Source organism: Myroides albus (assembly GCF_024722315.1).
Lineage (GTDB): Bacteria > Bacteroidota > Bacteroidia > Flavobacteriales > Flavobacteriaceae > Flavobacterium > Flavobacterium album_A.
Map to the genome: position 1 here is coordinate 623,697 of NZ_CP102754.1, position 21,441 is coordinate 645,137.

Genomic DNA, 21,441 nt, shown 5'->3' on the forward strand with positions numbered 1-21,441 from the left:
ATTTTTTAAACCCCAAAGAAGATTACTTCTTCTTTGGGATATAGATTATTATTTCACTTCTAACACAATATTAAAGAAGGTTCTACCTGTTGGTTTAGCTCCTTGTTTTACTGTATAACTCAACTTTCCATTACTATCTAAATTCACATCCTCAAACACATTTTTGTCATAGTAAGTTACATAATAGTTTAACTCATACTTATCGTATACTGGTAAAGTAGAATTCCCATTACTTGATAACATTGGTGAACCAAATTGTTCTTCATATACATTGTATAACTCTATAGAATTACTTTGACCAGATACCATTTCCACATAAATAGCTGGTAAGTAAAAGAACTTCGGTGATGCAATATTACTTCCACCTCCAGATACTTTCTCCCAACGAGCTCCTCCATCACCATCAGACATTAAAACTTCGAATTCATTTGCTCCATGAGAACTTATTTTCTCTACTCTGATTGACTCATTTACAATATGTTTATTTTCAATAGATTCCTCTTTAACATTAAACTTTAAATCTTTAAAGAATGCTCCTTCTCCATCTTCATCTCCATCTATTTCAATTGTATCACTTTCTTCAAAATCTCCAGAACCACTATCTACAGACACATATTCCCAACGAGCTCCTCCATCACCATCAGACATTAAAACTTCGAATTCATTTGCTCCGTGAGAACTAATCTTCTCTACTCTGATTGACTCATTTACAATATGTTTGTTTTCAATAGATTCCTCTTTAACATTAAACTTTAAATCTTTAAAGAATGCTCCTTTTCCATCTTCTTCTCCATCTATTTCAATTGTATCACTTTCTTCAAAATCTCCAGAACCACTATCTTCAGACACATATTCCCAGCTTGCTCCCCCTACTCCATCAGACATTAAAACTTTGTATTTATTAGCTCCGTGAGAACTAATTTTCTCTTTTGTTACTGCTTTTTCATCTATAATACTTTCTTTTACAGATCCATTCTGTAATTCTAAATAACCAACAGCATTATCTGCTATATGTATGTTTTTAATAGATCCCTCTTTAACATTAAACTTTAAATCTTTAAAGAATGCTCCATCTCCTTCTCCTTCTATTTCAATTGTATCGCTCTCTTCAAAATCTCCAGAACCACTATCTACAGACAACTTCTCCCAGCTTGCTCCGTCATCAGCACCAGCTGTCAATACATAACCTTGAGGTACATTAGGTCCTGAATAAATCTTATCAATTGCAACAGCTAAATCCTCGATTTGTTCATAATCTACTGCTTTATCTGCTATTTTATCTTGTGTTATTGCTTTTTCTTTAATAACAGATCCGTAAACAGCATTTTTTTGTAATTGGGTATAACCAACAGCATCATTTGCTATATATTTAGTATTAATAGATTTCTCTTTAATATCAATTGTTGCTTCAGCTAAAAGTATGCGTCCATGATCTGGTGCCTTAATTGATATCGGCCCATCTTGGTCTGTTTTTAAGTAACTACCATTATCAGACATTTTAGTATACTTAACAGTACCATCTCCCTGGGCAGTAAGCACTTGTCCTTTCTTCGCTGATTCTGAATCAATCTTTGCGATTGTTACTGACTTATTAGCTATCTTCTCTGTTGTTACAGCATTTACATCTATCTTCTCTGTTGTTACAGCCTTTGCATTAATCTTAGCAGGAGAAATAGCATTATCTTTAATGTGCTGACCTTCTATAGACAACCCCTTCACTTCCAATGCAACATCTTGTAAAACTGATCCTATACTACCTTCAGTTGCGGTAATTGTACTACTTTCTTTAATATTAGCCTTATTTACTTCACTACCTCCAGATACTGCCTCCCAGGTAGCACCTCCATCACTATTAGCAGTTAATACATATCCTGCTTTATCTTTATCAGCTCCTATCTTATTTGCTGTTACGACTTTAGCTCCTAAGTGATCGGTACCTATCCCTAGATCCTTTACTTTAATAGTTACCCCTTCAAGTAAGGCTTTATTAGAAGATACTTCAATAGAAGAATCACTTTTTAATTCTTTACCATATTCATTCATTTCTACATATTTGGCCTCTCCATCTCCTAAAGAAGTCAATACTGTTCCTTTATCAAAACCTTTTGCATTAAATTTAGAGGCTTCAATTGTTCGCTCTGCTATTTTTGCATTCGTAATCCCAAGATTAGCAACATCAATACTTACATCTTGTAATGCAGCTTTATTTCCTTTTGTTACCTCAATAGCACTGCCTCCTTTAATTTCTTTTCCAGCTTCAACAATTGCATCCGATATAGGAGAAAATTCCGCACCTCCATCTTTAGTTACCAATACCAAACCATTACTTGTTCCTTCTGCACCTATCTTATCTGCTGTAACTGCTCTTCCTGCAATATGTTCATTCTGTACTCCAGACTCTGCAATACTAATTGTAGCATCGTTCAAAAGGGCTTTATTATTTGCAGTAACAGTAATTGAATTATCTCCTTTCAAGTCTTTTCCTTTTCCTTCAAAGGCACTATCTGTAAGTTTTTTATACGCTACATTCCCTTCTCCATCCGCGGTTAAAACTGTATTGTTATCAGCTCCCTTAGAAGATATTTTCGTTACCGTAACAGCTCCTTCTGCTAACTTTTCGGTGTGAATACCACCCTCTTTTACATCAATCTTTGTTTCAACTAATACTGTATTCAATCCGTCACCAACAGTAAATTCTAATGCATCACCTACATACAAATCCTCTCCACCAGATTCAAATGATATTATCCGTTTTAAGTGCAGCGGCTTTACTCGATACATCGGTATCTATTACTGATTTATAACTTACTGTGCCATCCCCATTCACTGTTGCCACAAATCCTTCTTGATTAGTTCCATCAGCTACTAATTTAGCAGCTGTTATTTGTTTATCAGCAATATGAGTTGTTTTAACTCCATCAGTGGCAATTCCAATATTTAGTCCTTCTAAACCAGCTTTATTACCAACTGGAATAGCCAATGAACCATCTGTAGAAGTTATCGCTTTTCCTTGTGCTGCTATTATATTGTAAACCTCAGTCTTTACATTAGTGTCACCAAGAATAGTTACAATTGAATTAATAACATCTGTAGCAATATTTATAGTAGCTAAAGGGTTATCTGAAGACAGATCTTTAAAGACATATACGCCCGGATTACTACTATCGATAGAAAGTGAATTTACATCAATAGTTACACCTGCCGTATTATTCTTTACAGCCTCCTCATTAAAATAAGTATAAATCCCCTTCCCTTCATTTTTCAAGACTGTTATAGTCTCCTTACTATTCACTATATCTTTGATGATATCGTCAGTAGCTTCTACCCAGTGTGCTTTTCCCGCTTTGGTCACCAATAGACTATTGTCTTTCCCAGGGGTTAATTTAGTCGGTGCCACCTGCCCATCAGCCAATCCTATAGTCACATTACCTAAAACCTTTCCAGTTCCATCGTCTACACTAATACCATCAGTAGTAGCTATATCACCTTTATTCGAAATAGTAGCTGACGTAACAGGTAAATAAGACACTGTGCCATCCGCATTTACAGTTGCCACAGCTCCTTGTGTTGCTCCTGTAGCGTCTAATTTACCAGCCTGAATCGTTTTATTTTTGATATCATTATTTTCTATCGTCTCATTCTTGATATGCGCACTTGTAATTCCTCCAGCAACAATAGAAACCTTTACATTTTTGTTGTCATCACCATATAAGACTTTGTTTCCGCCTTCTACCTTGATTACTTCTTCCTCACCTACTAAATTTCCTCTCATAGCTGGCGCTACAGTTTCTGTAGCCGTTGCAAAGCTCGCCTTTCCTAATCCATCAGCAGTCAAGACTGTTCCTTTTACAGCTCCTTCCGAACTGATCTTAGCACTTGTTACTTGTCCATCTGCGATATGCTTTGTTTTCACTCCTTTTTCAGCGATAGTAACAATTACATTTTGCAGAGTAGCTTTGTCTCCTCCCGTTACCGCAATCGACTGATCGGTACTTGTAACACTTTTAGCACTTGAATTAATCGTTGCGATTACTTCATTTTTAACCTCATTACTATTAAAAATAGTAGTGATATTATCAATAACGTTTTGCGTTACATTGACCGTTCCTATAGGCGTATCTTTTGATTTATCGTAGAAGTTATAAACCCCATTTCCCTTTCCATTAGTCCCCGGAATTTCCTCAATTCTCAGTGTATTCGCATCAAAGGTAATTCCCGTAGCTCCTGGTTTTCGATTGCCATCTGCATCGTAGTCAGCTTCATTAAAATAAGTAAACTGACCAGTACCCAAGTCGACTAATTCTGTAATCGCTTGATTCCCTTTCAAGAATTCTTTGATTACTTCATCTGTCGCATCAACCCACTTAGCCTCATTGTTTACATTCGTTACCAAAAGCTGTCCTACAGTACCCCCTTGTAGTTTGGCAGGAGTCACTGCTTTATTCTGAATCATTTCAGTACTTACCCCATCTACAGCGATATCTAAGGTCATCTCATTGAGTACAGCTTTATCTCCCTGTTTCCCTATAGCTATCGAGGTACTTGGTGAAGTCACTGCTTTTCCCTTAGCAGCTACTGTATTATAAATATTATTCTGTACCGTAGTGTCATTTAATATCTCATTGATATTCTCGATTACTGTTCCAGCGACATCAATAGTCATCAAAGGTGCAGTCAGAGAAGTCTGTCCATCATAGAAAACATAAACTCCTTTCTTTCCATTCTGTTCCTCTATTTTTAGTGTATTCGCGTTAAACACTACGCCAGCACCCCCATTTTTAATATCATCTTCATTTCGATAAGTAAATGTCCCATCAAGGTTAACATCTAATACCGTAACCGTTTCATTCTGTTTGACAACATCTTGAATAATTGAATCAGTAGCAGGTACCCACTCTACCTCTCCGTCTTTAGTAACCAATAAATACTTATCAGTACCTGGTTCTATTTTATCTGTACTAATCCCCTTTGGAGCAACCGAAATCTTTGTGTTTGCCAAGACAGCCTTATCTCCACCAGTAATCTGGATAGAAGTATCTTCTGCCTCTAATTTTTGACCATTAGCTGCTACCGTTTTAAAAATTGTGTTTTGAACCGTTGTATTATTGAGTATCTCATCAATATTAGTAATCACCGTTCCCTTAATATCTATGGTAGCTAAGGGACCTTTACCATCAGTAAACACATACTTTCCTTTACCATCATCACTGATAGAAAGTGTATTTGCATCAAATTCTACTCCTGGGTTACCCTTTTTAATATCATCTTCATTTTGGTAAGTAAATGTCCCATCAGTGTTAACATTTAATACCGTAACCGTTTCATTCTGTTTAACAACATCTTGAATAATTTGATCAGTAGCAGGTACCCACTCTACCTTTTTATTTTTAGTTACTAAGATATACTTATCCTTTCCTGGCGCAATTTTTTCAGGTATAACAGCACCATCTCTTAACTTATAAGAGGTAACAGCACCATCGACAAGTTTAGATTCGGATACAGCACCATCAGCAATAGTCAATAAAACTTCTTTTAATACCGCTCCTGATAATACAGAACCTCCGTTAACTAAAATCCCTTTCCCTTTTAAATCTGCAGCCTTACCTTTCGCTTCTTCAATTTTCTTAAAGATATTATCGATAACGTCTTGTAGATTATCCCCTTCAATAATCGTCGAGTTATTCTCAAAGAAAATAGCATTTGCACGTGTGCTAATTGTCATTAAAGGATTGTCCTTGGTTGTTTTACCATCGTAGAAATCATAGATTCCTTTACCTTTTTGCCCTTTTCTCTCCTCTATTCTCAGTGTATTAGCATCGAAGAATACTCCCTTATCCTCTATTAAACCACCATTTTCATCTATTCCAATCTCGTTATAGTACACAAATGTACCATCCTGATTATTTTGTAAAATGGTAACTTTTTCATTTAGCTTAATCGCTTCTTTAATTACCTCATCTGATGCACTTACCCATTTCACTTGTCCTGTTGCATCAGTTATAAGTAATTGTTTATTACCACCAGGTGACAGCTTAGCTGTTGTAATTCCCTTATTAGCTACCGATATCTTCGTTTCATTTAAAACGGCCTTTAATCCACCTTCTACTAAGATAGAACTATCAGCTGTTTTTAGCTCTTTACCTTTTGCAGCAACGTTATTGTAAATTTCATTGATGACAGTTTCGTCTTGAAGAATAGTTGTGATATTATTTATCACACTTCCACTTATATCGATAGTCTGGGTAACTCCAGCCTCGTTCGTATAGGTATATGTACCGTCTTTGTTATCTATAATTGAAGTAACTATATTAATATCACTTAATGCGACACTTACAGTATGTTGATTAGAATCCTCGAGATACAATTTCTCTTTAACTTGATCTACAGCTAACTTCTTATTCTTCGGAATAAGATCTTTATTTGCATCAAAGTCAACTTTACTAATAATTCTATCCCACTGCTTACCAGTCCAATAGTAAAATCCCGCACTTAAATCAGTTGCATTCGTAGTATTATAAACCAATAAGCTCTCAGCAATATCCCCATTGTTAATAATAGAGGAATCCTTACTCCCTTTCAAAGCAACTCTCGGAATCAATAACCCTTGACTCTTTCCATCCATTACTTCTAAATGTAAAATTGCAGATTTATGTGGTTTAAGCGTTCCTATTCCTACTTGAGCAAACCCGCCATTGGCGATTAACAATGCACCTAATACAATCCACTTTTTTTTCATACTATCACTTTTTTACTATTACTACCAGTTTATAAATTATCATTAGTCAAAAATTTCATCTGTTAACTACTGCGCTAAAAAGCTACAAAACCCTGTATAGACAAGGGGTCACACTTAATTATATCACATTAAATTTACTAATTTTTAAAGTAAACTTACTTTAATTATAAAAAAACAACATTCAATCACCGCACCAAAGCTTAAAATTAACCAAAAAAATCATTTATAATCATTCTTACGCAAAATATATTCGGCCTTAGCCATGTATTATGAGAATAATTAAGGCTATTATAAAAATAATAATCACAATTTGACTTAAAAAACACCAATTTACACAACAAAAACAACTAACAAACACTCAAAACAAGTTAAACTTGAAAATATTTTAACAAATCAACCTAAAATGCAGCAAGAATCACAAGCATTAGATTCTCGGTAAAATTCAAATGAAAAAGAAGAATGGAAAAGTAAAAGAAAAGACTGTACTACAAAAGATAGCAGGTCAATAATAAAGTTAGATCTAAAATGTAAGAAAATATACTCAACTACCTCCTAAGCAAATTAAGACAATCCGATCTACAGTTTAAACAACAAGAGCAAAGAGATTTTGCTATGCTCTATTTTTTTTAATCAATGAATTATTGTTGCTACTTTCTTAGGGGTTTCTTGGGGGATGCTAGGGGTTTTCTTCGAGAAACACCCCTTTTTGCGAGCAAAACCCCAAGGATAGTCGAAGAAAACCGCAAGAAAGTCCCAAAAAAGCATGACTATTTCAAACATATGGGCAGTTCAAAATTTGTACAATCAACATGAAAGAAATAAACCCCTATTTAAGGAAGATCTGTATATTGAACACACGCCTACAGACTGTCCCATTTACAAATAGATACACAAACAAAAGATTAACAACGAGATAGACGTACCTAAACTTACACATCAAAGCAAGGGTCTTGATAAAAAATCATCGATACACTTTCATACCTCTCTAATAATCTTCAAGGTAAACTATAACAATATTTTTCCTACCCTTATACACAGAAGCGCAAATGTTGCTACTGAATCTTTAAATACAACAACTTTAAACAAGTAAGTATGATAGAGGTAAGAAGGTTTTTCTCTTCCTAATTAGCTAAACTTATTGTGAAGATTTCTAATTTTTACATCAAATAGAGATTCTCCTAACACCAATAGAAGGGCTCTAAAATGGAATATTGCAAAGGTCAAAGAGAGAGTAGAATGGTTAAACTGAAGTTTTAGCCCCCTTTACAATTGTGACAAGGACAAAAAAAAGAGGCTTCTGCAATAGCAAAAGCCCCTTTTATAGTATAATATAAATTCAAATTATTTTTTGAATTTAGCGTATTTAGTTTTGAATTTATCAATACGTCCTGCAGTATCGATAAGTTTAGATTTACCTGTGTAGAATGGGTGAGATGTACGAGAAATCTCCATTTTGAACACTGGGTATTCTACTCCATCAACTTCAATAGTTTCTTTTGTTTCTACTGTTGATTTCGTGATGAATACGTCTTCGTTAGACATATCTTTAAACGCTACTAATCTGTAATTTTCTGGGTGAATACCTTTTTTCATGATAAATCGATTTTAAAATTGTGAGTTACCTACTATTTTGCGGCTTTCTATTTTTCAAGAAAGATATAAACGTACTATAACTGTTTGTAAAAAATTATTTTTATTTCAGATTGCAAATGTACAAATTAATTTGAAAAATCAAACAGCTAATTTTATTTTATTTACCACAGTCTTATCAACGGTACAATTTTTACAAAAACAAAGTAGTTACAGCTGTCTAATCCCTTTCATAATCCCTTGTAAAGAGCAGTTATCTGGACGATTCGAAATTCGATATACGCTACTGCATTTTCCTATCAACTGAAATTGTTATATATTTTATTAACCACTTTCCTTGTCTACTCCTCAAGTTAATTGTGGTATTATGCTCTAATAGAAACTCACTTTCATAAAACTCTACCTTAGACAATAGTATTAAAAAACGACACGAACCTTAACCAAGCACTTATTACTATACTTTTATATTGCCTTTCTTCGTCTAAATATCACTCTTGTCAAGCTTAATTCGAATCTTTTATTCCTCTATATTTTCACCTATTGATTAACAATGATATATTTGAGGAATCAACCAAACCATTTATGATGTTTAAAAAATTAATTACACTATTGTTGCTACTTATTACAATGGTAGCAGTAGCTCATCCAGACCAAAAGAAAATAGAGCAAGCACTCTACAATTTAAAGAATGTAACCTTTAAACAACTGGAATCTAAAGATGACTCTTATCTATTGTATGAACTTAGAGTAAGACAACAAGTAGATCACACAGATCCCTCTAAAGGATACTTTGATCAGAAAGTACACTTTTATCATAGGGATTTTGACCACCCTATGATTATGGAGACTAACGGTTATGACCTATACGTTAGAGCTAGCGAAATGGTAGGTTACTTAGAAAGTAACTATCTAAATATAGAACACAGATTCTTCGGAGAGTCTATCCCTGAAGGCAAACCATGGCAGTATCTTACTATGGAACAAGTAACAGCTGACTTACATGAGATCAACCAACTGTTTAAAGAAATCTATACAAACAATAAATGGATCAGTACAGGTATTAGCAAAGGTGGACAGACTAGCATCTACTATAAATACTTTTATCCTAATGATGTAGACGTAGCGATTCCTTATGTAGCTCCTTTTAACCAAGCATTAGAAGAGCCTCGTATCTATCCATTTTTAGCAAATGTGGGAGACAAATCATGCAGAGACAAAATCTACAATATCCAGGTAAAACTATTTGAAAATAAAACACAGATTATAGAAAAGCTTAAATGGTATGCTAAAGGAGCTAAACTGACTTTTAGCTATTTAGGTTCTTTAGAAAAAGCTTTTGAATACGCAGTATTAGAATACAGCTTCGGATTCTGGCAAAGTGGTCACTCCTGTGCTACATTCCCTAATACAAAAAACATTGATGAGTTGACAGAACACTTCCTTAGTGTGAGTAATATAGACTTCTTTAGTGATCAAACGATTAAGCGATACGAATCTCACTATTATCAGTCTGGAACGCAATTAGGCTATTATGGCTATGACATCACTCCATTCAAGAAATACGTGAGCTTTACATCTAACCCATTAGCTACCTTTATGCCTGAAGGAACTACATATAATAACTTTAACGATGCACTAATCCAAAAAGTGAAAACATGGTTAGAGAACGATGCGAATAACATTATCTATGTATATGGTGAGACAGATACATGGAGTGCTTCTATGGTAGTACCAAGTGCTAAGGTCAATTCTAAATCTTACGTACTTCCTAAGAAGGATCATGGGCAAGCACGTGTGAAGAATATGACTCCAGAGATGAGAACACAGTTCTTCACTACGTTAGAAAAAATGACAGGATTAAAACCAGTAAAATAACTTGAAGAAATAAACCTAAAAGTGCCTTTCTCTACTAAGTAGAGAAAGGCACTTTTAGGTTTTTAATATTCGCTGTTTATTCAAAAATAGAAAAATAAAAGGATGCTTGACAGAAAACTAAAACCACTTGTACTATAACACAAAGATTACAGGAAACTTTGCAAAAAACAGAGAAAACCTATCCAAAAATCCCCGTGATGAATCAATATTTAATCTTACGTGATTGATCTATCTAACAAACTAAAAACAGTCTTTACTTAAGAAAAAACAGGAATAAACACATAGCTACCTCTCTGTTGTAGTACTTTAGCAAAAAAACAACCGTTTACTTACCAGACATAGGTGCACAACTGCAATATTTCAAATATACCTCACCTAAAATGTTCAGAGCTAAGTACAATAAAATAAACCGAGGATAATGTGTTAACAAACTCCCATTAGATACCATTCCAAAAGGGTTATTTTACTATATTTGTGTCTTATAACATTTAATACTCACAATGAAAAATCCCCTAAATAAAGTAGGAATACAATTTGGAATTATTTTATCCATTTATTATATCATCTTTAATTGTGCCTTATTTTTTACAGATGTAACGTTATTTGCCAATAAGATAATCGGAATGGTTAATATTGCCTTTTTCATTATTATTGGTGTCATAACGATCTTTATGGCGAGAAGAAAAGCAGGTGGATTCGTTACCTTTAGAGAAGCGTTTACACCTTATTTTATTTCGATTGCCATTGGAATAACAGTAAAATATCTCCTATTAGTGGTATTATTCAATGTAGTTGATCCTTCAGCTAACGATACTTTGCGCCAGATTATGATGGAAATGCAAATCGAAACGCTTACAAACTTAGAAATTCCACAAGACCAAATTAACGAGCAGATAGAGGCGGCTAAAAATTTAGACCAATTTTCTCCTAAATCCACATTATCAATGTGGGCAATACACATTGTTATAAATAGTATTTTAGGTTTCTTGCTTGCTGCTGTCTTTAGAAACAAGTCAGAATTCACGCAACCTACTACGACAGCTGAAGAAAATAAACCTCAACAATAATCGTCAAATAAATACGCTTTTCCTATGAATCTATCCATTGTCATACCACTGTTAAACGAAGCAGAATCGCTGCCTGAGTTATATGCGTGGATAACTAAAGTCATGCAGAAAAACAACTTTTCGTATGAAGTACTTTTTATCGATGATGGCAGTACAGATGACTCTTGGAAAATAATTTCTGACATATCACATGACGATTCTCATATAAAGGGAATACGATTTCAACGTAACTTTGGTAAATCACAAGCATTGCACGCTGGATTTGCACAAGCCGAAGGAGAGGTTGTTATCACAATGGATGCAGACTTACAAGACAGTCCGGATGAAATCCCTGAATTGTACAAGATGATTACACAAGAGGGATATCACTTAGTATCAGGCTGGAAGAAAAAGAGATATGATTCTGTCATTTCAAAAAACTTACCCTCCAAATTATTTAACTGGGCTGCCCGTCAAACTTCTGGAGTCAAATTAAATGATTTTAATTGTGGTTTAAAGGCATATAAAAACGAAGTTGTCAAGAATATTGAAGTTTCTGGTGAGATGCATCGCTACATCCCTGTTTTGGCTAAAAACGAAGGTTTTACTAAAATTGGAGAAAAGGTAGTAATACATCAAGCTCGAAAATATGGAACGACTAAATTTGGTATGAGTCGTTTTATAAATGGCTTTTTAGATTTGATAACTATCTGGTTTTTGTCTAAATTTGGTAAAAGGCCAATGCACTTTTTTGGTGCTAATGGCGTGATAATGTTTGGCATAGGATTTATCGCTGCTTTCATCATTGGAGCGCGTAAGCTATACAAATTATACATGGGCGAACCAGCTATTTTGGTGACACAAGATCCTTGGTTCTACATTTCTCTAACGACGATGGTTATAGGTACGCAATTGTTCTTAGCTGGATTCATTGGGGAAATGATATTAAAAAATAAATCAAACATTAGTAGATATAAAATCGCCGAAACAAGCGGTTTATAGTAAACACTAAAAATTACTTATTATGCAAGTAGAAAAAGAAATCTTAGAAAAAGCGGAGCAATGGCTAAAAGCTCCTTTTGACTCAGAAACTCAGGGTACTGTTCAAAAAATGATTGACACTGATGCTGCTCTTTTAAAAGACAGTTTTTACAAAAACTTAGAGTTTGGTACTGGTGGAATGAGAGGTATTATGGGTGTAGGTACAAACCGCATCAACAAATACACTTTAGGTAAAAACACACAGGGTCTTTCAAACTATATCAAACAATCGTTCCCTAACCAAGAATGGAAAGTTGCTATTAATTTTGACTGCCGTCACAATAGTCAAGATTTAGCAAAAGTAGTAGCTGATGTATTCACAGCGAATGGTATTAAAGTGTACTTATTCGGTGAAATGCGACCAACTCCTGAACTTTCTTTTGCTGTAAGACACTATGGATGTAATGCAGGTATTGTATTGACTGCCTCTCACAACCCTCCTGAATATAATGGATATAAAGTTTATTGGCAAGATGGAGCGCAAATTGTTCCTCCACACGATGCTGCTGTAATAAACGAAATCAATAAATTAACTTACGAGCAAATTAACTTTAAAGGCAATGACGCTCTACTTACCTATGTAGGTGAAGAATTAGATCAAGCATTTATTAAATCAACAATTGAAAATGCAAGTTTTAACACACCTCAAAGTGCAAAAGACGGTCTAAAAATTGCTTATACATCACTACACGGTACTTCAATTAAGTTAATTCCTCGCACATTAGAAACAGCGGGATATAAAAATGTTTATATCGTAAAAGAACAAGCTGAACCTAATGGAGACTTCCCTACTGTAAAATCACCAAACCCAGAAGAGCCAGAAGCATTGACAATGGCACTTAAATTAGCAGACGAAAAAGATGCTGATATCGTTATCGGTACTGACCCTGACTCTGACCGTATTGGAATAGCAGTACGCGACTTGGATGGTAAAATGATCTTGCTAAACGGAAACCAAACTAACGTTGTATTAACAGGGTTCTTATTGGAGCAATGGAAGCGAAATAAAGGATTTAAAGGCAATGAGTTCATTGGTTCTACAATCGTTTCTACTCCTATGATGTTAGATTTAGCAGAAAGCTATGGTGTAGAATGCAAAGTAGGATTAACTGGATTCAAATGGATTGCTAAATTCATCAACGAATGCGCTGATCAAAAATTCATTGGAGGAGGTGAAGAAAGCTTTGGATATATGGTAGGAGATGCTGTTCGCGATAAAGACGCAGTTGCCTCTACTTTATTAGCTTGTGAGATTGCTGCAACAGCTAAAGCTGCTGGAAGCTCTTTCTACAAAGAATTAATGAATCTGTACATCGATAACCACTTCTACAAAGAACACCTTATTGCCCTTGTAAAAAAAGGTATTTCAGGTGCTGAGGAAATCAAACAAATGATGGTAGATTTAAGAGAAAACCCTCTACACGAAATCATCGGACAACGTGTTGTTTGCGTGGAAGATTACCAAAGTAGCGAAGCTAAAAATATCATCACAGGAGAAGTAGAGAAAATCAATGTTCCTAAATCGAACGTACTTATTTACTACCTTGAGGATGGAACTAAAATTGCTGCTCGACCAAGTGGTACTGAACCTAAAATCAAATTCTACTTCAGTGTAAACGAACCGTTAGAAAGTTTAGACAAAGTAAAAGCGACAGAAAAGGTTTTAGACCAAAAAATTCAAGATATCATCAAAGAGATGAAATTGAGTTAACAAGCTTTATACAGTGTGTAAAACACATATTTCAATATAAAAGAAAGACTGGTAGCATTACCAGTCTTTTTTCTTTATTTTTGCTTTTTTACAAACAATAAATATGAACGAGTATTTCAAAAAGATAATTTACTTCGCGAAGCCATATAAGTCTTATGCGTATCTAAACATTTTCTTTAACATCCTATATGCCTTATTCAGTGCACTGTCTTTTGTGGCATTAATTCCCATGATGACAGTCTTGTTTGGAGATGAAAAGAAAATAACTGAAAAACCAGTCTATACTACACTGGGTCATGCAAAAGAATACTTAGAAGACTATATGTCTTATTTCATTACACAACATTCTTCAGAGCACGGTGCGCAGAATACGTTAATGATCATGGCAGCAGTGATTATCTCCCTATTCTTGTTGAAAAACTTATTCAACTATTGGGCAATGTACTTCATAACCTTCTTGCGAAATGGAGTATTAAAAGACATTCGAAATGCGATGTACAAAAAGTCATTGGAACTACCCCTATCTTTCTTCTCTGAGAAAAGAAAAGGTGACGTGATTTCAAGAATAACTTCTGATGTATTAGAGATTCAACACTCTTTCTTGTCTATTTTAGAGGTATTAGTAAGAGAGCCTTTGACAATTGTATTTACAATTATCGCCATGTTTGCTATCAGTACAGAATTGACAATATTCGTTTTCATCTTTGTTCCTGTTTCGGGAATTATTATCTCTAAAGTAGGGAAAACACTGAAGAAAAGTTCACAAAAAGCTTCTGAAGAACAAGGGTACTTTTTGTCTATTATAGAAGAATCATTAGCTGGATTAAAGGTCATCAAGAGTTTCAACTCTGAAAAAACATTCAATAAAAAGTTTCAAGATTCGACACAGTCTTTCTATGAGTTAAACAATACTATACTCAATCGCCAAAACCTATCATCACCGTTAAGTGAGTTTTTAGGTATTGTAACCATTGCCGTATTATTAGTTTATGGAGGGCATTTGGTTTTAGGAGAAGGAACATTGACAAGTGCTTCTTTTATTGCTTATATCGGTATGGCTTATAACATCCTTACTCCTGCCAAAGCAATGTCAAAAGCATCCTACTCCCTAAAAAGAGGAGATGCAGCCGCAGAGCGTGTATTGCAGATATTAGAAGAAAAGAACCCTATTACAAGTAAGGACAATGCCATAAGTAAAAAGAGCTTTGATCAGCAAATTACTGTCGATAACATCTCTTTTAAATATGAAGATGAGAATGTTTTACAAGATTTTAGCTTAAACATTCAAAAGGGAAAATCAGTTGCATTAGTAGGACAATCTGGAAGTGGTAAAAGTACAATTGCCAATTTGCTGACTCGCTTCTGGGACATCAATGAAGGGACTATTAAAATTGACAATACAGATATCCGCGATCTTGATATGGAGGATTTAAGAGATCTAATTGGTTTAGTAACTCAAGACAGTATTTTGTTTAACGATACCATTAAAAACAACTTAAAGTTGGGCAAACAAGATGCTACGGATCAAGAAATTATCGAAGCACTTAAAGTAGCCAATGCTTATGAGTTTGTAAGTGAACTACCAAAAGGAATAGAAACCAATATTGGAGATTCTGGAAACAAATTATCTGGAGGACAGAAACAACGCCTTTCTATTGCGCGTGCGGTCTTGAAGAACCCACCAATCATGATCTTAGATGAAGCTACTTCAGCGCTGGATACAGAAAGTGAAAAATTGGTACAAATTGCATTGGAAAATATGATGAAAAACAGAACGTCGATTGTTATAGCACACCGATTATCTACCATTCAAAATGCAGATCATATTGTCGTAATGCAAAAGGGAAGAATTGTTGAGCAAGGTTCACATGAACAATTATTGAATAACAATGGAACTTACTCTAAATTAGTATCTTTACAAACATTAGATTAAATGTACGTACCAAACAAGAATATAAAGCTCCCTGCTGATCCAAATACAGTCATTTGGAAATACATGGACTTGTCTAAGTTTTTAGATCTCTTGTTGTCTAATAAGATGTTTATGTCGCGCTCTGATAAATTTGAAGATCAGTATGAAGGGACTTTTAGTGAACCTACATTTGAAGAAATCAAGCGCATTAGTCATGACAACCCTGCTTTCTTAGATCAATATAAGCAACGCAGAAAAAACATTGTGATTAGCAGTTGGCATATTAATGAATACGAATCCTTTGCTATGTGGCAAATCTTCACTAAAAACAGTGAGGGATTAGCTATTCAATCCACTATCGGCAGGCTGCAGAAAGCATTAGCCGTAGAAAATAGAGCTGATCAGTTTATTGGAGAGGTACATTATATCGATTATAAAAAAGAGTACATTCCTTTTGAAGACGATTTCTTTCCCTTTTTGTTTAAGCGAAAAAGCTTTCAATATGAAAAAGAAGTGAGAGTGTTGACTGATGTTTCTCATTTGGATAAATGCGTGAATGAAGGAATTAAGATTAATGTGGATATTAATCACTTAATAGAAAAAATATATATACATCCTAAATCAGAAAACTGGTACAAAAAACTTGTATTAGAATTAATGGAGAAACTCCACTTTCAATTTGATGTAGAAAAATCTGATTTAGAAAGTGATATTTTAATATAAAAACTATGGAAACAGCAAATACTAACCAAGTCATCACTTCTATTTTAGACAATGACTTTTATAAGTTTACGATGCAGTACGCTGCTATTAAACAATTCCCTTTTGCAAAGGCTTCTTATATTTTCATTAACCGAGGAGAGCACAAATACCCACCAGGATTCGGAGATGCACTAAAAGCAGCAGTAGATGAAATGGCTAAATTAAAGCTTACTAAAGCTGAAAAAGCCTTTCTACAAGCTACTTGTCCGTACCTTGACCCTACCTATTTAGACTTTTTGCAAGGTTATCACTACGATCCTTCTGAAATAGAGATTAAACAAGAAGGAGAAGATTTACAAGTAAGTATCAAAGGTTATTGGTATAGAACTATTCTATGGGAAGTACCTTTAATGTCACTTATCTGTGAAATATACTACCGAATGACTAATAACGAGCGTCACTCTGCTGCACAGATTGTAGAGACAACACGCACGAAAATAGAAAATTATAAAAAACTGGGAATAACGATTGCCGAGTTTGGTACACGCAGAAGACACTCCTATACTGTACATCAAATTGTAGTAGAGACCTTACAAAAATACGGTTCGGGCTCGTTTATAGGAACGTCTAACGTTCATTTAGCTATGAAATATGGGACCAAACCAATTGGCACACATGCTCATGAATGGTTTATGTTCCACGCTGCTAAATACGGCTTCAAAATGGCTAACTCGATGGGATTAGAACATTGGGTTGATACTTACAGAGGAGATCTTGGCATAGCATTGACAGATACCTATACAAGCAAAGTTTTCTTCGAACAATTTGACAGAAAATTTGCAAAGTTATTTGATGGTGTTAGACACGATAGCGGTGATCCATTAGAATTTGCAGATCTTGTCATCGCTCATTATAAAAGTCTTAATATCGACCCCCTATCTAAAACAATCATTTTCTCTGATGGATTAAATCCAGAAAAAGTGGAACGCATTGCAAAACACTGCAAAGGAAAAATTGGCATGTCGTTTGGCATCGGAACAGATTTCACTAATGATGTGGGGTTAAAGGCAATGAATATTGTTATCAAAATGACCCAAGCACTTCCTGAAGGAGGACATTGGACTGATGTTGTCAAATTATCAGATGAACCAAAAAAACACACAGGAACGCCAGAAATGATTGAATTAGCACAGCGATTATTAGATATTCCTATACAAAACTAATATTTACAAAGATTTAAAAAATAAATATAAGTTAACTATCACACTTTTATTTATAAAAGACTATTTTTGCAACAAATTTAAATAGAATATAATGGCAACGAACAGAACTTTTACAATGATCAAACCTGATGCTGTAGAGGCAGGTCACATCGGAGGAATCATCAACATGATTACTGAAGCAGGATTTAAAATCGTATCTATGAAGTTAACTCAATTAACTGTTAGAGACGCTCAAAAATTCTACGAAGTACACAGCGAAAGACCTTTCTACGGAGAATTGGTTGAATTTATGTCAAGAGGTCCAATCGTAGTAGCTATCTTAGAAAAAGACAACGCTGTAGAAGATTTTAGAAAATTAATCGGAGCTACTAACCCAGCTGAAGCTGCAGAAGGAACAATCCGTAAAAAATATGCTAAATCAATTGGAGAAAATGCTGTACACGGATCAGATAGCGACGAGAACGCTGCTATCGAGTCTGCTTTCCACTTCTCAGGAAGAGAGCAATTCTAAGCATTAGTATCTACTGATACAATTAAAAAAGGGGCTAATCTAAGATTAGCCCCTTTTCTTTATATCTCTTAATGTTATTTGAATAAACTCAAGTCGAGTTGATTTACTAAGTCTAAAATCATGTGATATCCTGCAACAGAGTTTCCTTGTGGATCCAAACTCGGACTAAATGTCCCAATGCCAATTCTACCAGGTACACTGACAACAATTCCCCCACCTACTCCTGATTTACTTGGAAGACCAACAGTTCTGGCATATTCTCCACTCGATTCATACATTCCTGCAATCAACATCTGAGATTGAATTAACTTAGACATCTCTGAGCTCTTATACTTAGTATCTCCGTCAAATCTCACACATTGGTTCGCAAAGAAATAACCTATCTTCGCTAAATGTTCAGAAGTAACTTCGATAGAACACTGCTTAAAATAGTTATCTAACTTATCTTCTTCTCCTTCTACTAACCCATTATTCTTTAAAAGATAAAAGATACCTCTATTGCGATGCCCTGTTTCCTTCTCTGACATATACACAGTTTCACTAAAAGTAACTGTATCGTCTTTGGTTATATAGCGCACCATGTCAAGAATTTTCTGCAAGGGAATATCTCCTTCTCCATCGATTAAAGCTGTAGTCAATATTGCACCTGCATTCATCATAGGGTTTAATGGTTTTCCCTGTGTTTCAAGATTAGCGTAATGATTAAACGGCTTATCAGTACCATAATAGCCCATGCGATCGAATATCTCTTTTTCTCCCTTTTCTTCTACAGCAACCATGAGAGAGATTATCTTTGATATACTCTGAATCGTAAACTTCTTCTGAGTATCTCCAACGCTAATTACCTCACCATTGGGTTTTACAACAGAAAAAGCAATCGCTCTTGCATCCATTTTCCCTAACTCTGGAATATAGTCAGCCACAATTCCTTTTGTACAATAGGTCCTATTTTTTTCTAATATATCTGAGAGCATCTTCTCAGTTATCAAATTTGTAGCATCCCCTTTTTGAATAATTCGCTTTGCATAAGCAGTATTACCAAACGATACCAAACACGCAATAATTAAGCTTAATACTGCATTACAAAAACCGTTTCTTTTCATTTACCTAAACCAATTTTATTTAATATTCTCTTTCCTTTTTACTTTACCTGATCCTGTTTCTACAAACGCATTGACAAACTGAACCTCTTTCGGTTTCTCAAATCGATGTAAATCACAAAACACGTCCTCTGGCAAAGTATAAGGCTCACTTTCAATTACTAAGACTAACTTATTACCTAAATAATCATCTTCCTTAGCTGCTACAAAGAAACGATAAGGAATCCTCTTTGACAACTTCTCTTCGATTTGTTCTGGAAATAATTTAACACCACCACTATTTATCACATTGTCAAACCTACCACACCAAACAAACTGCCTATCACCTATTATTTCTACAATGTCATTTGTTACGACAAGATCTTCTGACACAGCAGGGGCCTTAATGACCAAACACTTGCGCTCATCTACCGCAATCTGTGCATGAGGCAATGCTGTAAAGCAATCCTCTTCGATGAGTTTTGCTGCTATATGGGTAACTGTTTCCGTCATCCCATAAGTTTCATAAACTTTCGTTTCAACACCTTTAAGTTTGTCTTTTAATGCTTGACTAACCTTCGCTCCACCAATAATAATCGTTTTAACCTTAGCCAATTCTTTTAAAGAATGTTCTACTTGCATGGGAACCATTGCAACAAAATCATAGGTCTTTACATTGCCTAATAAAGGACTTGATGTAGGTTTTACAAAATCTAACTCCCATCCTAAAATCAAAGACCGAATTAACATTAACTTTCCTCCTACGTATTTAGTTGACATGCACAATAGTGCCTTCGAACCTTCACCTATACCAAAGAAAGTACCTGTTGCTTTAGCCGAATTAATCATTGACTCCTTTCGAATTTGGATGACTTTAGGAGGTCCGGTCGTACCCGAAGTAGTTAATTCAACATATTCTTTTTCATCAAACCAAGAAACGATTAAAGTTCCTAAATCGATTAGGTGTTCTTCATCAGAAAGCAATAATTCACCTCCATAGGAGCGCAATTCCTCAATAAAGTTGAATTTATGCCCATTTAACCTAAAGTGCGGATGTATATAATTTCTCATTTAATCTTTTATTTTATACGTCCAAAAAGACGTCCTGTCCAATTATTCCATTTGTATTTCTTCCCCAAATAAAACAATACCAAAGGTAAGACAATACCAATCTGAATAAAAGTCTCCAAATAAGATATAGTGGGCTGTTCGCTTACATCTAAAAAGATGGAATTTGTTTGAAATGCAGTCCAATTTGAAGTTAATAGCAAAGCTCCTATAATATTATTTGCTGCGTGAAATCCAAGAGCCAATTCAATTCCATCATCCATCAAAGTCATAATACCGAAGAAGAAGCCCATACCTATATAAAATATCATAATACCGTATCCCAATTGTTCTACTTCAGGATTTGCCAGGTGCATTAACCCAAATATAATGGAAGTAGTACATAATGCAACTGCTCTACTCTTAGTCGCTAAACCTATACCTTGCATTAGGTAACCTCTCATTAAGAATTCTTCAAAGCTTGTCTGTAAAGGAATTAACAAAAGTGCAATAAATAAAAAAGGAAAGAATGCACTCGCATTAAATGTTAATTCATAATCCTTTGGGGAGCTAATAATGGCAATCCCGATAAAAACTAATGTTATCACAGACCAAATACAGAATCCATGTAAAACGCGTTTCCAATCCACTTGTGAGCGTGCTGTAGTTAAGGACAAAATAGATTGTTGATGAAAAATTCGCACCCAACCCAATAAAAACACAAGCAATACAGCCATTGGTAAAATATTAATCAAGAAATTAATATTTTTACCATATTTTTCGATACTCATTTTTATTGCATCGTTAGTAGAAACCTCCGAATACTTAATTAAAAGAGCATTTAGGAACATAATACCGAAAAAAAACAAAGAAAACGGTAAATAGTGCCATGAATTTTTATTATCTTTTTTTCGCAATAATTGTTCAATATATTTCATATTTCAAAAATTGTACTATATTTGATATAA

14 protein-coding genes are annotated in these 21,441 nt (G+C 34.7%); 8 read left to right on the forward strand and 6 right to left on the reverse strand.

Features of this window, described 5'->3' with window-relative positions; translation table 11 throughout:
• Positions 1–48: 48 nt before the first annotated feature.
• The 3 genes from NWE55_RS02855 to NWE55_RS02865 form a co-directional block, all read right to left on the reverse strand.
• Positions 49–2,781: a hypothetical protein gene (locus NWE55_RS02855; protein WP_160340038.1), complete on the reverse strand. Its 2,733-nt coding sequence runs from the start codon at positions 2,779–2,781 to the stop codon at positions 49–51.
• Positions 2,735–6,736: a phage tail-like protein gene (locus NWE55_RS02860; RefSeq protein WP_160340039.1), complete on the reverse strand. Its 4,002-nt coding sequence runs from the start codon at positions 6,734–6,736 to the stop codon at positions 2,735–2,737. The genes NWE55_RS02855 and NWE55_RS02860 overlap by 47 nt, the downstream gene beginning before the upstream one ends.
• Before the next feature lie 1,341 nt (positions 6,737–8,077).
• The gene (locus tag NWE55_RS02865) at positions 8,078–8,329 is read right to left on the reverse strand and encodes a type B 50S ribosomal protein L31 (RefSeq protein ID WP_155091990.1); all 252 of its coding nucleotides are present in this window, start codon (positions 8,327–8,329) and stop codon (positions 8,078–8,080) included.
• A gap of 579 nt (positions 8,330–8,908) precedes the next feature.
• Between NWE55_RS02865 and NWE55_RS02870 the strand changes: the two genes are divergently transcribed.
• The 8 genes from NWE55_RS02870 to NWE55_RS02905 all read left to right on the forward strand — a co-directional run bounded on the left by NWE55_RS02870 (position 8,909) and on the right by NWE55_RS02905 (position 18,347).
• Entirely contained in the window at positions 8,909–10,201 is a 1,293-nt protein-coding gene (locus tag NWE55_RS02870; RefSeq protein ID WP_243731278.1) for a S28 family serine protease, read from the forward strand.
• 500 nt (positions 10,202–10,701) lie between these two features.
• A complete protein-coding gene (locus NWE55_RS02875; RefSeq protein ID WP_155091991.1) occupies positions 10,702–11,268 on the forward strand; it encodes a DUF4199 domain-containing protein in 567 nt (188 codons plus the stop codon).
• Positions 11,269–11,292: 24 nt separating this feature from the next.
• Positions 11,293–12,249, forward strand: a complete 957-nt coding sequence (locus NWE55_RS02880; RefSeq protein ID WP_155091992.1) for a glycosyltransferase family 2 protein — start codon at positions 11,293–11,295, stop codon at positions 12,247–12,249.
• A gap of 22 nt (positions 12,250–12,271) precedes the next feature.
• Positions 12,272–13,999 carry a phospho-sugar mutase gene (locus NWE55_RS02885; protein ID WP_155091993.1) on the forward strand — a complete coding sequence of 576 codons (1,728 nt, stop codon included), beginning with the start codon at positions 12,272–12,274 and terminating at the stop codon, positions 13,997–13,999.
• Between the two features lie 103 nt (positions 14,000–14,102).
• A complete protein-coding gene (locus NWE55_RS02890) occupies positions 14,103–15,932 on the forward strand; it encodes an ABC transporter ATP-binding protein (protein WP_155091994.1) in 1,830 nt (609 codons plus the stop codon).
• A complete protein-coding gene (locus NWE55_RS02895; protein ID WP_155091995.1) occupies positions 15,933–16,634 on the forward strand; it encodes a hypothetical protein in 702 nt (233 codons plus the stop codon). It begins immediately after the preceding gene.
• Positions 16,635–16,639: 5 nt separating this feature from the next.
• Positions 16,640–17,836, forward strand: a complete 1,197-nt coding sequence (pncB, locus tag NWE55_RS02900) for a nicotinate phosphoribosyltransferase (protein ID WP_155091996.1) — start codon at positions 16,640–16,642, stop codon at positions 17,834–17,836.
• A 91-nt stretch (positions 17,837–17,927) separates the two neighbouring features.
• Positions 17,928–18,347 (forward strand): nucleoside-diphosphate kinase, encoded by a 420-nt coding sequence (locus NWE55_RS02905; protein WP_258204601.1) that lies wholly within the window; start codon positions 17,928–17,930, stop codon positions 18,345–18,347.
• Between the two features lie 74 nt (positions 18,348–18,421).
• Here NWE55_RS02905 and glsA read toward each other — a convergent pair whose 3' ends face one another.
• From glsA to NWE55_RS02920, 3 genes are read right to left on the reverse strand one after another with little or no spacing between them, the layout of a single operon-like run.
• Positions 18,422–19,450: a glutaminase A gene (gene glsA, locus NWE55_RS02910; protein WP_155091998.1), complete on the reverse strand. Its 1,029-nt coding sequence runs from the start codon at positions 19,448–19,450 to the stop codon at positions 18,422–18,424.
• A 15-nt stretch (positions 19,451–19,465) separates the two neighbouring features.
• On the reverse strand, positions 19,466–20,497 hold the full coding sequence (locus NWE55_RS02915) for an AMP-binding protein (RefSeq protein ID WP_155091999.1): 1,032 nt from the start codon (positions 20,495–20,497) through the stop codon (positions 19,466–19,468).
• Positions 20,498–20,505: 8 nt separating this feature from the next.
• On the reverse strand, positions 20,506–21,411 hold the full coding sequence (locus NWE55_RS02920; RefSeq protein ID WP_155092000.1) for a CPBP family intramembrane glutamic endopeptidase: 906 nt from the start codon (positions 21,409–21,411) through the stop codon (positions 20,506–20,508).
• Positions 21,412–21,441 lie beyond the last annotated feature (30 nt).